At 53.4% G+C, this 13,163-nt stretch carries 14 protein-coding genes; 9 read left to right on the forward strand and 5 right to left on the reverse strand.

Annotated features, from left to right (window positions below):
• Together ACNPN0_RS00890 and ACNPN0_RS00895 are read right to left on the reverse strand one after the other, a co-directional pair.
• The coding region (locus ACNPN0_RS00890; RefSeq protein WP_448938827.1) for an AAA family ATPase at window positions 1-1,052 on the reverse strand (1,052 nt) is incomplete at its 3' end.
• A gap of 311 nt (window positions 1,053-1,363) precedes the next feature.
• Entirely contained in the window at window positions 1,364-1,963 is a 600-nt protein-coding gene (locus ACNPN0_RS00895; RefSeq protein ID WP_448938530.1) for a recombinase family protein, read from the reverse strand.
• Window positions 1,964-2,252: 289 nt separating this feature from the next.
• Here ACNPN0_RS00895 and ACNPN0_RS00900 point away from each other — a divergent pair, with 289 nt between their 5' ends.
• Both ACNPN0_RS00900 and ACNPN0_RS00905 read left to right on the forward strand, forming a co-directional pair.
• Window positions 2,253-2,750, forward strand: a complete 498-nt coding sequence (locus tag ACNPN0_RS00900) for a GNAT family N-acetyltransferase (RefSeq protein WP_448938531.1) — start codon at window positions 2,253-2,255, stop codon at window positions 2,748-2,750.
• A gap of 279 nt (window positions 2,751-3,029) precedes the next feature.
• Complete coding sequence (locus ACNPN0_RS00905; protein WP_448938532.1) at window positions 3,030-3,764, forward strand: hypothetical protein; 735 nt, start codon at window positions 3,030-3,032, stop codon at window positions 3,762-3,764.
• Between the two features lie 107 nt (window positions 3,765-3,871).
• Here ACNPN0_RS00905 and dapF read toward each other — a convergent pair whose 3' ends face one another.
• The gene (gene dapF / locus ACNPN0_RS00910; RefSeq protein ID WP_448938533.1) at window positions 3,872-4,744 is read right to left on the reverse strand and encodes a diaminopimelate epimerase; all 873 of its coding nucleotides are present in this window, start codon (window positions 4,742-4,744) and stop codon (window positions 3,872-3,874) included.
• 258 nt (window positions 4,745-5,002) lie between these two features.
• On the opposite strand from dapF, the gene ACNPN0_RS00915 reads away from it, so the two are divergent.
• From ACNPN0_RS00915 to ACNPN0_RS00930, 4 genes are all read left to right on the forward strand, one after another.
• Window positions 5,003-5,299 carry a DUF4190 domain-containing protein gene (locus ACNPN0_RS00915; RefSeq protein WP_448938534.1) on the forward strand — a complete coding sequence of 99 codons (297 nt, stop codon included), beginning with the start codon at window positions 5,003-5,005 and terminating at the stop codon, window positions 5,297-5,299.
• 410 nt (window positions 5,300-5,709) lie between these two features.
• Window positions 5,710-6,033 (forward strand): helix-turn-helix transcriptional regulator, encoded by a 324-nt coding sequence (locus ACNPN0_RS00920; RefSeq protein WP_434693976.1) that lies wholly within the window; start codon window positions 5,710-5,712, stop codon window positions 6,031-6,033.
• Complete coding sequence (locus tag ACNPN0_RS00925; protein WP_434693979.1) at window positions 6,030-6,554, forward strand: DUF2812 domain-containing protein; 525 nt, start codon at window positions 6,030-6,032, stop codon at window positions 6,552-6,554. Before ACNPN0_RS00920 ends, ACNPN0_RS00925 begins: the two co-directional genes overlap by 4 nt.
• Window positions 6,555-7,669: 1,115 nt before the next feature.
• Window positions 7,670-7,912 (forward strand): hypothetical protein, encoded by a 243-nt coding sequence (locus ACNPN0_RS00930; protein ID WP_402473985.1) that lies wholly within the window; start codon window positions 7,670-7,672, stop codon window positions 7,910-7,912.
• A gap of 406 nt (window positions 7,913-8,318) precedes the next feature.
• On the opposite strand, the gene ACNPN0_RS00935 is transcribed toward ACNPN0_RS00930, so the two are convergent.
• Window positions 8,319-9,125 (reverse strand): abortive infection family protein, encoded by an 807-nt coding sequence (locus ACNPN0_RS00935; protein WP_434694037.1) that lies wholly within the window; start codon window positions 9,123-9,125, stop codon window positions 8,319-8,321.
• 26 nt (window positions 9,126-9,151) lie between these two features.
• A complete protein-coding gene (locus ACNPN0_RS00940) occupies window positions 9,152-9,715 on the reverse strand; it encodes a recombinase family protein (protein WP_434694034.1) in 564 nt (187 codons plus the stop codon).
• Window positions 9,716-10,078: 363 nt separating this feature from the next.
• Between ACNPN0_RS00940 and ACNPN0_RS00945 the strand changes: the two genes are divergently transcribed.
• The 3 genes from ACNPN0_RS00945 to ACNPN0_RS00955 all read left to right on the forward strand — a co-directional run bounded on the left by ACNPN0_RS00945 (window position 10,079) and on the right by ACNPN0_RS00955 (window position 12,945).
• Window positions 10,079-11,020: a toll/interleukin-1 receptor domain-containing protein gene (locus tag ACNPN0_RS00945; RefSeq protein WP_448938535.1), complete on the forward strand. Its 942-nt coding sequence runs from the start codon at window positions 10,079-10,081 to the stop codon at window positions 11,018-11,020.
• 205 nt (window positions 11,021-11,225) lie between these two features.
• Window positions 11,226-12,287 carry a DUF262 domain-containing protein gene (locus ACNPN0_RS00950; protein WP_448938552.1) on the forward strand — a complete coding sequence of 354 codons (1,062 nt, stop codon included), beginning with the start codon at window positions 11,226-11,228 and terminating at the stop codon, window positions 12,285-12,287.
• On the forward strand, window positions 12,259-12,945 hold the full coding sequence (locus ACNPN0_RS00955; RefSeq protein ID WP_448938536.1) for an MAE_28990/MAE_18760 family HEPN-like nuclease: 687 nt from the start codon (window positions 12,259-12,261) through the stop codon (window positions 12,943-12,945). Before ACNPN0_RS00950 ends, ACNPN0_RS00955 begins: the two co-directional genes overlap by 29 nt.
• Window positions 12,946-13,163 lie beyond the last annotated feature (218 nt).

Raw genomic sequence — 13,163 nt, forward strand, 5'->3', positions numbered from 1 at the left:
CCCCCCCGCAGCGCGTCATAGCGCAGGATACCGTCCACGATAGCTGGATCAAACGGAATAGTTGCTACGTCGCGGGCCAGGGTTTTGTAGCCATCGGCCACGCGCTTCACGTCGGCGGTAGTGGCTTTGGAATCTGCTTGGGTCACGACGGCTACGGCGTTTTGTGCCAGGGCGTGAGCCTTGTCGTTTTGCTGCGCGAGCGCTTCCAGCAGCAGGGCACCGGCTTCGGCGTGGTCATCACGGGTGGTGGTTGCCACGACAAGCTGGTCAGTGTGGTCGATCATGCGCCGCCACATCGGATCTGATTCGTCGTTTCCTGAGTCGATGAAGATCAGCCGGTAGTACTTCGAGGCCACCCGGTGAATTGCGTCCACGTCTTCGGCGTCCACGCGCTGTGCGCTGGCCAATTCCATTGGCTTAGAGCGCAGCACGTCGAACCGGTCTCGGGTCTGGTGGTGCACGAAATGGGCTAGGTCTGCGGATTGTGCCCCGGTGCCTAGGAGCTTTTCTGATTCAGGTAGCAGCTCCAACAAGGTCGCCTCGTGCGGGCCTTGCTCGGTGCGCCAGCCCAGGGTGCCTCGGGTTTGGTTATTGTCCCAAGCCAGTACACCTGCCCCGCCGTAACGGGCGAAGATCGCACTGAGCAGGACGGTGGTGGGGGTTTTCCCTGCCCCTCCTTTGCCGCTGACAATGGCGATGGTGCGTGGGCCTGGCCAGTGCTGGCTCACGGCCTGCACATCTGCACGTTCGGCGCGTTCGTCCTCGCTCGGGGCCATGCGGATGCCCATGCGGGTCATGGTGCCGCGCCAGCCTTTGGTGGCTGGTTCTTCGACTTGTTCCTGGGTTAGGAAGCTTTGCCGCGCTTCGCGGCGCGTTGCCGGGGCGCTGTCCTGGGTAGGAGACTTCTTGGCGAAGGGGTTATCTTGGGGGGCTTTAGCTGCCGTAGCTGGCTGCGGCGTAGTTTGTCCTTGGGGTGCCTTTGCTTGCACGGTTTCCATTGCTGGTTCTTCCCCTTCGGCGGTAGGTTCCGTTGAGGCCGGTGCCTCGGACACTGGCTGTTCTGGTGTTTCCTCAGTGTCTTGTGCGGCCGCTTGGTCAATGACTGCTGGTCGGTGGTGGCCACATGGGTTACTGGGCTATCAGCGCGGCGGCGTGCTGGTTTCTCTCGGCGCTGCGGTGGGTTCGTCGTGTCAGGCTCGGGGTCTGAGGAAGATCGGTACGGAAATTCACGCTAACGACATCCCGGTGTCGATCCTGGCGTGGATAGGGCTCGCGAAAAAGCGAAATGCCCGACGCAAAGCTTTCGCAGTGTGGGGCAACGGATGAGAGCCGCACGTCATCTTTCGGTGGTGGCAGGAAGAGGTCACGGAGTGATTGTGCCGGTTTTCTTGCGTTGGCCGCGTTCAACGGCCCGGTAGATGGTGGATCGGCTGATGGAGAATAGTTCTGCCATTTCGGTCATGGTGTGTTTGCCGGCATCGTGCAGTTCGAGGAGGTGTGTTTCTTGTTTCACGGTGAGTTTTGGCTGTTTTCCCCGGAGTCGGCCGTTGGCCTTGGCAACCTTCATTCCTTCGCGGGTGCGCATGCTGATGAGGTCGGGTTCGAACTCAGCGATCATCGCCAGGACGTTGAACAGCAGTTTGCCCATTGGGTCGGTGGGGTCGTGGACGGAACCACCGATGCTGAGTCTGATTTCGCGTCTGGCGAGGTCGTCGGCTATCTCGTGGGCGTCTCGGACGGACCGGGCCAGGCGGTCGAGTTTGGTAACGACGAAGGTATCTCCGGCCCGGCAGGCGGCGAGGGCTTCGTGAAGTCCTGCGCGATTCTTGTTCCTGCCGGTAAAGCCATGATCAACATAGACGCGTTCGGGTTCAACGCCGAGGGATGCCAGGGCATCACGCTGGGCGGTGAGGTCTTGCTCCTCCGTGGACACGCGTGCGTAACCGACCATGATCTTAGACATGTAGATCAGTGTGTCACATAGGGATCCTTCACCGGACAGTTCACCGTACACCCTATACGGACACTTCATAGGTCACCATTAGCAAAGCAGCAGGTCAGCGGTTGGCGTGTCCGGTGGAGGACCGGCTTACGGGACACTTCCATCGAAGGTCACTTGAGCCTCTTCAACAACTCAAAAGTATTGGAAAATTTTCTGTAGCCCATTGATCTTTTCGGTGCTAGATTCGAATCATGTTCCATTCATAAAGTTTTCTCGCAACTAGTTCAGAAGACCTACGAATGGATTTGTCATGCCCTCCGACGTTTTACAAGCTGTTCTTCAGCACGCAGATTTCACTCCCGCCGTTTCTTCGTACGCAGATATTTGCCATGCAGATTCATCATCCCCGGCAGCACTAGCTGATGCGTATTTCGCAGCATACCCACCTGGCATTGCGGCCGGAACTCTTGAAGAAGCGCAATCCGAGATGGAAGAAACCTTCGCTCACGAGTATGGGCAGCTCCTCGAAAATTCTTCTTTTGTCGCAATGCAACAGGGAACGCCGATTGGGGCGATCTTTGTTGTCAAGGAGTCGATCTGGGATGAAGACTTACTCGGCCCATTCATCATCGATCTTTTTGTTGATCCTCGGCATCAGGGGCATGGACTGGGCCGCACCTTGATTGCCGCTGCCATGTCTGCGTGTAAGAAGCATGGCGCGGACACGCTGAGTCTCCGGATCGGTGATGGAACTTCCGGTGCTGCGCTGGAGCTATATAAGCGATTTGGGTTCCTCGAATTGGCCTAACCGAATAGCGGTGGTGTCATACGTCGGATAAACGAGGCATGACACCACCACAAGCTTCCATGCAGTGATTTCCTCAACATGCCCGGTCAAGGTTCCTCTTACGGACGCGCAAACGCACTGAAAGGGACTTTGGTTCCAGATCCGGAACAAGAGGCTTAACGAAAGAAAGGGCCCACCATCGTGGGCCCTTCAATACCTTCTATGCACCACGCTGCCTATTCGAATGGCGAACCATTGAACAGAGGACCGATCCCGTAGTGCCCCTGTAGTCTACTACTTATGCCTGAAGGATTACCACATGCCAATGCTCCCACTCCCAGGCAGGCCATCGCATGGCTATCGCAACACCGCTACGACAAGTATCTGGCGTTGGCCTCAGGTGATCACTCGCTGGCCATGGAAATCTACTCCTGGAACTCTGAACTCTCTTCGGCAATCCTTCGCGATCTAGCCCATGTGGAAGTCGCAGTTCGCAACGCCCTTGACGGTCAGTTGGCACCGACTTTTCCCGACTGGGCAGCACAACCAACGCCCGGCTGGCTGCAACTGCAAAACGGTACGCAAAGGGTCCGCATGCGACAGCAAAAATTAAACAACGACGGCCTGAAACTACTCCGCCAAGCCCAACGTGACGTCGGAGCGGCTGCCACCCACGGTATGGTCATTGCCAGGCTCTCATTTGGCTTCTGGCAATTCCTCATCACGCCGAGAGTCCGAGAAAGCACGCTCTGGACCCCCTATCTACATCGGGGTTTCCCACGCGGCACAGCCCGGGCGGACGTCTCCAGGTTTCTCGAATCGGCAGTAAGTTTAAGAAATCGGCTGGCCCACCTCGAACCGGTTGCCAGTGCCTCAACCAGTGTCACGGAGCGCTTGGCCGATATGAACGCCCTCTTCAAGCTTGTGGCACCCGAAGTCCATGACTGGATCACGGAAATCAGCGATGTCACAGAAATCATCAACCGCGAACCGGTCAGCGGGCTCGTCTCAGCACGAGTGAACCGAACCCCATGAAAAGGGTGGGAGATTGTGCCCAGTGAAGGTTCCCGTTTCGGACGCGAAATCGCAGCGGAATCGACTTTGGAGATCCAGCACAGTCGGTTTCTGGCATTTGCCAAGATCTACCGTGTTAAGACAGTTCCGGAAGTCTCAGTAACCGATCCCCAAAATCCGCGATAGACGCGGCGGGCAGTCCCAGTGAGATCAATGCTCAGATTGCCGGAACTGCCTTCAGTGATTTCTACAAGCAGTTCCCCACCCGGCATCTGAACTTGAACTTTTCTGCAACCTGACTCAAGAAAATACGCAATCGCTGCACCCGTAGCGCCTGTTCCGCTGGAATCGGTCAGACCCACGCCGCGTTCCCAAATGCGAGCTCTAATCACTCCCTCATTTACAGGTGTCCATACCGAGACATTGGTCCTACCCTCGAACATCGGGTCATTTTCAACGGCATGCCCAACTTGTGCCAGGTCGATATTCTGCAGCTCAGTTAAGGATCCGACGCGCAGCGGGGTTTGTGGGTTACCAATTCTGATGTGCACTGCGGGTAATTCGAAGAACCGAAGGTCCGGGAATCGGACGACGGCATCGCCAAGTTTTACCCGGCATTTGTCGCTTCCAAGGATATGGGCGCTTAGGATGCCTGAAGGCGCACTTACCTGGAACTCTGTGCGATCAGTCCATCCTTTACGGAACATGTACATGATGGCTTCTCGAGTTCCATTACCGCTCAGTTCGGCGTCGCTTCCGTCTGGGTTGATAATGCGAATCGAGCCGACGTTATTGTCTGACCCTCGCATAACTTCCAGTACTCCGTCGGCACCTGGGCCTTCGTGACGATTACAAAACGTCACTACCTCTGCGGCAGTCATTGACGGTTCTGCTGCGTCTCGTTCAATGATGAGATAGTCATTGCCGAGCGCTACCCATTTTTCAAAGTGGTATTCGCGCGGGACATCAAAAAACTGGTTTTCCATGGTTAATTTTTGCATACGCTTGGTCCGTCGAAGTGCACCATATTTTTGAGTAACTCCACATTCCACTCCTGAAATGGTTCCTAGATGAGCGTCCCATTGAAGGTTCCCCCTACGGCCCCTATTTGGAACAGCCAGGCATGCCACGCCGGACGAACCCTACCGGGCTTATACGGTTGTTCAGAAGTTCGCGAAGCGCTCCTACTGGTTGTCTCTGGCCTTTCGAGGGCATAAACGCCTAGACTCCGTTGTAACAGCAAACGATGGAGGAATCGCATGTCAACGCAAAGAGTATCGTCACACACGGATACGGAACCGCTGAACAAGTTCTCCGTTGTAGCCCTGGCCCTCGCGGCCTTAGCCATTTTGGGCCTGTGTTTCCTTGGCACTTCAGGTCTGGCCATCTTTGCAGTGGGCGCAGGTCACGTCGCGCTGAGCCAGATCGCTTTGCGGGGCGGACGCGGCCGCTGGCTGGCAATCGTTGCGCTCGTGATTGGATACGCCATTGCCGCTTTCGCGCTCTTCTCGATGTTGACTGCCATCCCGGCATTGATTCAGCACTACACCGCATAACACCGCATTTCACGAGTTTGGTTTCCTGACCCGCGCTGAGGCCAACCCACCGGGGTGTCGCCTCATTTCTTGAAGCGGCCTACCTCAACGTGTGCCCCAGCATTGGGGCACTTCCCATCAGGCAGACAAGCCCGGACTTTCTCCCTCGCGCGCATGGCACCCGATTCAAATCAGCAAGTTTGAGTTTTAAAACAATCAATCGCTTGGGCAGCGTAGGGCGTCTGCGCCGAAAATAGCGTCCGGTGAGGGTTCCTCTTACGGGCGTTCCTCTCGGGGACCGGCTTGCGGGCGCCACGGTAATGCGAAGAGGGCGACGAGGTGGTCTTCTGTTTGACCTCATATGGACTCCCGTGTTTATATATCAATCATGGATATATCGTTTATGGATACATTCCCCGCGGAGTGTCGTAATGGGACGTAATTCTGGTTATCAGAGTGGAGACCTTGTCGACACTGCACTGCACGTCCTGCTCGCACTGGTCCACCCGCGCCATGGTTATGCCGTGATGCATTTCCTCGAACAGGAGAGCGAGGGGGCTATCACGCTCGGGCCTGCCTCGCTCTACACGACGCTCAAGAAGCTTGCCGTCGCCGGCCTCATCAAGGAAATCGAGGGTGACGAGTCGCGTCGGACTTACCACCTAACCGCGAAGGGTCACGAGGTCCTCGTCCGCAATATCGAACGTCGCCGCCAGTTGCTGGTCATGGCGGATCACATCATGGAGGAAGCATGAGCACCACTAACAAGATGAGCAACGGTCTGGCAGTCAGCCCCGAGAAGGACCTGGCTATGTTCGCGGACATGGCAGGTCAGGGAAAACACCTGAACGGTATCGCGATGCTGGGTCACGGATGGAGCTTCGTCGATGGGGTCCCCGAAGAGGCGGTCTTCGACCTCGCTTACGAAAGCAACGCATCGTCGGAGTACTTCGACATCTTCCAGGCGGCTGGCTGGGAGCTCGTGATCTCGATAGGAGACGTGCACATCTTTAAAGCAGTACCGGGAACGGCTCCGATCCACACCAACGCCGAGTCACGACGAGACGAACTTACCCGAAATCGAGATCGCTATCTTCGCTACAGCGTCATCGCGCTGATTGCCTTCCTGCTTGTCGGTTTGGGAGTTCGTGTGGCCTCATGGAATGAATGGCTAGAACTGTCTTTGCTGATGGTGTTCGTATTTCCCGTCGTCTACACCGTCGTTCCGCTGGTCGGTTACTGGAGTCATTTGAATAAGCTAAATCGCTCAAGCTGATCACCTAGGTTAGATTGATCATCGCGGTCAGAAAATGGACCTCATAGCAACATAGGAGAAACAGCGGTCGTTACTCTAACCACCTTTTGGTGTGACTGTCCCGTAGAGCCTTCCTCATACGGTGCCATGAAGAAGGCAAGCATTGCTGTGTTTGAATGAAGCGTGAAAGCTTCCAGAAATACTGTTTACATGATGTTGGGACTCCTGCTGACGCTCGCAGGAGCGGCAGGTGGTTTCGTGATGTTCTTGCAGCCGTGGAGGAGCTGTCCTGAGATTGATGACAGTTCTGCGGGCTGTCCTGCGACATCAAATGATTTGGGCCTACTTGGCCTTGCCATTTCCGTACTCCTCGTAGGGGTATCGTTCTTGATCATGTCCAGGAGGTCAGAGCGGATTCCGCTCGACGCGGCCGGCCCCTTTGGGAAGCTCGACTAGGGTCCGATGCCGAGTCTCCTCAGAAATTGAGTGGCGCTCCGCATCTACCTTGCACCGTCCCCGTGAGGTTTCCTCTACTGGGACCGGTCGAAACATCATTTAGGGCTAATACCAAACGCCAAATATTGATACCTCATCGGTATAGTCGGCATTGGGGTTGTTTCCGCACAAACGTACAAGAGCAGTTTCTCGCGAATCACCGAACGGCTTCTCGGGCTCGGAGTCCATTTCTACAAACAGTTCGAAGGGCCGCCCATTCGCGTGCTCCTCTGCCCAACAGAGCGCCTCTGATACGTCCTGCACCTCAACTAGTACAAAAGCATCTAGGTTCCAGCCGTATCCAGGACGAGGTCGTTCCCAAAAATTGACTCGATAACAGGGTGAATCAACCGAGTCGTGTGGTCCCGCGTGAACTGTTTCTATGGCGCGCATGGGACCAATATACAAGAATGCACCAGTACGCTACTGGGAGATCCTGTCTCACTAGTTACCTTCGACCACCCGAGCAGGTAATCAGCGTCCCGGTAGCGGTTCCTGATATCGTACTCCAAATAGATCAGGGCAAGAGCAAAGGAGACAGTGCGCTGAGTGAAAATCTGAAAGTTATCCTCGATAAATTGACCCAATTCCTAAAGAGCTATGCGCATGTGACTAGTGTCGAACGGACTGATGGAACACACGTGCGCATCATTGCTAATGAAGGCGGTCAGCACTTCGAATTCGCGGACTCCCCTTCCGCGATTCTCCATCACGTTCTAGCTTTCGAGGACGTACCGCTGTGGGATCCCACAATTGATACCGAGGATGATGGACGTTGGAGGTTGTTTTCTGTTCACGTCATCGAAGCGATTGAAACCGCGGCGGCTGACGAACGAATTCTGGTTCTAGTAGATGGCGCTGTGTCTCCCCGAAGAGCAGCATGATCTGCATCTTCCCTTCGTCGCATCGGTCCGGTGTCCCGCAAGAGGTTCCCCTTACGAGAAACAAAAAAGGTGTTATTGGAAACTGAAATCCGCCACTTCCTATTTTTCGCAAGCGGCGAATTTATGAAGTTATTGCTTGCAGCAACTAATTCCCGCAACGAGATTTCGCGCTGGTCTTCGTCAAGTGTTGCCAGGAAGACGAAAAGTGTCTCGCAACTAATGGTTTTGACATGATTCTAGGAAATCAGTTGCGAAACAGAGTTGCGAGAATTTTGGAGCATGGACTTTTCGCAGAATTTTCATCGGGGGAGTGGTCCTCGGTGAGACGTCTTGCAACCCTTCAGTTGTAGGATATCTGCATTCAGTATTTTCATACTTGGCGCATGATCGGAACCGATAAAAGTGCTTATCGGCCCATTTGTCGATCATGGGTCGTTAGCATGAGCTCGGCAACGTGCGTTGCTTCTCGAATAACGTAACGAGCTGCTTCCACAGTTACTCCTGTCGGGAGTGTTCTGCCGTGCCCAGTCCCTTGCAGGTTTCTTAATTCGTTGACGGCGATAACTATCTTCTTAGCTGACCTGTAGATGTCATGGATTTGTTTTGACCCCTCAACAGAGTTGTTAACTACGGCGGGGAGCAAACCTAGACGCTCGAACGATATTTCAATAAGACCAGGGAATGGGACCCTCGGATCCAGGGGGAGACCGCCTTCTTCGAGAACAAACTTGGCTATTGCCTCCAAGAGCTCCTTTGCTCCGCCCAAGACAGCCGCCGGGTCGTCCACATTTCTGCGCAATCGATTAAGCTGCTCATCGAGGGCTGCACGGCCACCAGTTTCGAGATCAATCTTTCCTAGCTGTTCTAGGCGTCCATCAGTCGTTAAACCCCATCCACTGTGGGTAAGCGCGGATCGCAGAGTATCGACTCTCTGCTGGTCTTCAGAAAGGCTAAATGAGCCATGGAGTCTGAGTGCGTTGAGCAAGCTATCAACGAGTTTTCGTGCTGTTTCGGATTTGCGGGATCCTACACTAGCTACAGCAAGTACACGTTGTTGTTTATTCGGTGTCTGTGTCTCCGGATCATAGGGGTCATGATCTGACATGCCCGCTGTCTTGAAAACTCGTGTCAAAACGGAATGCGAAGGGCCATCCCCAGCGAAGAAGAACTGTCCAATGGCTCCTGCAATCTCGTCATTTAGCGGTGAACTCATGTACCAATTGTGCCTGTCTTCGTTTGCTACAGTCTGGACTTCTGCAACGCCCTGTAAACGGTACTGCGACTGACGCCGAGAACTTCGCCAATTTGTGCCACGGTCATGTCTCGCTGTTCGTACATCCTCTTCGCAGTGCGAAGCTTGTCGGGGGAGAGGGATGTTGGGCGCCCTCCGGTGCGGCCACGTGCCCGGGCCGCTGCTAGGCCGGCGTTGGTGCGCTCGCGGATGAGGTCGCGTTCAAATTCCGCCAGGGACGCGAAGATGTTGAACACAAGCCGGCCGCCTGAAGAACTGGTGTCGATGTTCTCCTGCAGGGATTTGAACTCAACGCCTCGTTGCTGCAGCGCGTCCATGTGGTTGATCAGATGGCGGATGGATCGGCCGAGACGGTCGAGACGCCAGACCACGAGGGTATCGCCGGGTCTGATCTGGTCCAGGAGTTTGTCGAGTTCGGGCCGAGACTCGAGTGAGCCGGATGCCGTGTCGGTGAATATGCGATAGCACCCCGCTTTGGTCAGTGCATCGAGTTGAAGTTGTGCGTCTTGGTCGCCGGTGGAGACTCTGGCGTATCCGAGGAGGTGTCCCATGGGCCTAAATGTATCAATACTCGTGGGATAAGCGATGTATCGACGCATAGTTTGTGGCACTGAGTTATGCGACTAAATGCTGCTCGAAATCTGTTGAATTTTCAACTGTCAGGAATCTTCACAACGACCAAGTGATCAATGTGTCAAAAACGAACGATTTTGATACTTGCGCGACACGTCTTGCAATCCAAGGGTTTCGAGTCACTTACGCCGCGGGGCGGTGAAGGAATTAGACCGAGGTGTTCCCCCGCGCTAGGTCGGGGGACGGGGAAACAGCGGTGAGATAAAAGCGCGTCTTGCTAGGTCTTGTAGTGAACTGCGCGCCTCAAACAACGTCTTCTCTACATCAGCCAGAATGGATTCATGGACAATGATCTAGCTTATGATTCTCCCGACTTTCACCCCCGTGTCTTCGTGTCGTACTCCTCGGCCGATCAACATAACGATTGGGTGCTGCGCCTTAGCAAGCGCCTCGTGCACAACGGTATCGATGTTGTTCTCGATCAATGGGATGTCCGCCTCGGTGCAGACTTGCCGCACTTCATGGAGCAGGGCCTAATGGGGGCGGATCGAGTCATCGTTATCTGTTCTGACGCCTACATTGCAAAGGCCAATGCTGGAGAAAGGGGGGTCGGGTACGAAAAGAAAATCATAACTGGCGATTTAATGAGACTCGCCGTCAGCGATCACGTTGTGCCCATAATTCGCGATGCCACCAGCGAAAAGGTTCTACCGACATTCTTATCTGGGGCCCGATATGTGGACTTCCGGGATGACCTCGAGTGGGACGCCAAGTACGAGGAACTCCTCTACGACTTGTATGGACAGAGGGTCAAGGCGAAACCGCTACTCGGGCCCAATCCGTTCGCAGCTGGAGGCGTCACGCTGACCGCGCAACAGATCCGGTTCGATCCAACCAAATATACGTCGACGACGCCCACGGGTAACGTGACCTACCCGTACGAGAATAATAACGGGCACTTTGTAATCGGCAGTGGCGTAGAAGCTTTCACTATCCAGGTCTCAACTGCCGGCCCTGGTTCCATTCACGTATATAACGACCCTGCCGATATCGCTACAATCGCGTTAGCAGCCAATACCAGTCTCGATGAAGTAGGAGCGCCAGACGAGTATGACGCATCATCCCGCTCGCGGACCGCCAGGGTGGGCGATTCTGTCGTGATGATTAATACGGCAGGCAGGGTTGCTGCCTTCGAAGTTCTGGACGTTTCGACACGTGCAACCGCAGCTGATGGTATTCCCCAACTCAGTTTGCGGTATGCGATCGCGGAGAACAATTACTAGAGGAACGAATCTGTCGGTCTGCTCATGAAAACGGCTTTCGAACCATAGTTTGAGAGACATGTGGATATTCGACGAAGAACAGACTTCTTCAACTTTCGCCGGATAGCAACGCGTGAAGTTTCCCCAATTCAATTTCATCCGAATGGGATTGATTACAGGGTATCTTCGTTCATACAACCAATCGGAGGGACTCAACTTGAGTAAAGTGAAACCAGACCAGCAAAGAGTGCAACTAGAAGCACAGCGTCGCCAAGTAGATTTCGATACCTATGACGTCACTGTAGATGAGCTCCTGAGACGTGTCTCTAAAGGTCGAATCGATATAGCACCGATATACCAGCGACAATTCCGTTGGTCATCCGATCGGCAATCGAGACTCGTGGAGTCAGTCCTTCTCGGCATTCCGGTTCCTCCACTCTTCATGGCAACGAATACCAATGCTGGAATCGGCAGTTCGTGGGAGGTTGTAGACGGCTTGCAACGTTTATTGAGTCTTGTGAATTTCGCAGGTGATCAGAGTGCTAGGGATGCTGCGGGGCTCCTTGGGTTGCCCTTGAAGTTAAAGGATCTAGAGAAATTAACCGATTTTGAGGGGCTTAGATTTGAAGATTTTCCTCAGGATATTAAAGAAGGTCTAGAGGATAGGCCTCTCAAAGTTATCGTATTAAATGACAAAAGTGATCTAGAGGTGAGGTTTGATCTTTTCGAGCGACTAAACACAGGTGGGATTGTTCTATCGCCTCATGAAATTCGGCAAAGCGTTTATAGGGGTGAATTCATAAACACTCTTGCAGAGCTCGCCGAATTAAGTTTATTTAGGGATTTTGTTGTTCTACCAGAGTCCAAGTGGAAAGATGGGACTCCGCAGGATTTCGTTCTTCGATTCTTTGCTTTTTTGAAAAAATATAAGGAATTCGATCATTCCGTTCAAGACTTTCTAAACGATTTCGCGCAAGAAATGTCAAGTATTGGCGTGTCTAAGGATGACAAGGCGGAGTTCATCGATACTTTTTCTTTTTTGAACAAAGTTTTTCCTAAGGGTCTAAAGACTCGCAAGGGCGCTACCCCCGTCAACCTATTTGAAGCTGTTACGGTAGGAGCGGCACTTGCCCTGGCAGAAGATCCAACCATCTTACCTGTACCAAACCCGCAATGGGTAGCTTCGCCTGAGCTGCGTCGTTTTACTACCGGCGCTACTAACAGTCGCCCTCGAGTCACTGGGCGTATCGAATATTGCCGTGACAGATTCCTCGCCAGCGATGCTTGATCTTTCGAGTCATCGATTGGATTTCATGGATCGGATGGCCTCCGCAAAGAGGCTTGCAATTTCAGGAAATAGTACGTCGGGATTAGCTAACGACATATCCCGTGAATCTCGCGGTCTATGCATACTATTAACTTTTGCGGCGTATGAAAATCTACTGAAAAAAGTATGCAGATCAATACTGGAGGAAGTTAGCCGATCCCGAGCAGGAAATAGAAGACTTAAACCGGGGTATAAGCTAATCGCAACCAAAAACTTGTTTCAGAGCCTGATGGATAAGGGCGAGAAAGGTTTATGGGTAGGTGCTGGAATGACGCTAATGAAATCAGCAACCTCTCCATCGAATCTAAGTATTTCTGCGAATGTTTGGCCGAATGACGGCTCCTATATGAGGAGGACGCAGGTCGTCACTCTATGTGACGTTTTTGATTTTTCCGATCCGTCGATCCCACTGCATCGAATCTGGTTGAATTTCGACGTTATCGTGAAGAGAAGGAACGCTATCGCGCACGGAGAACGCCGAGCGGATGAAGTTGGGCGAGACTATAGCTTCAATGAAGTAATTAATATGGTCGACGACTGGGAATTTAGTTGGCTAGAGTTCATTACATGGATCGAAGACCAATGCGTCGATTCGAGCTTCTATTTACTTCCCAAATAGTTTACGAAAGTTTTTAGTTTGTAAATTTTCTGATTTTGTAAACAGTTTTATTGCAGAGGGTTACTATTTAACAACGAGTCCTCCGTCGTCACTGGGTTGCTTGCGTCACCCTAAGTTAATAAGCATCGTGCGACTGTTGGATGACAGCAATGATAATGCTCAGGTCAGGTGGCGGCTAGGGATTGCTGAATAGCCCGAAGTGGTACTTCAGTTCCTGC

Source organism: Glutamicibacter sp. AGC84 (assembly GCF_053543575.1).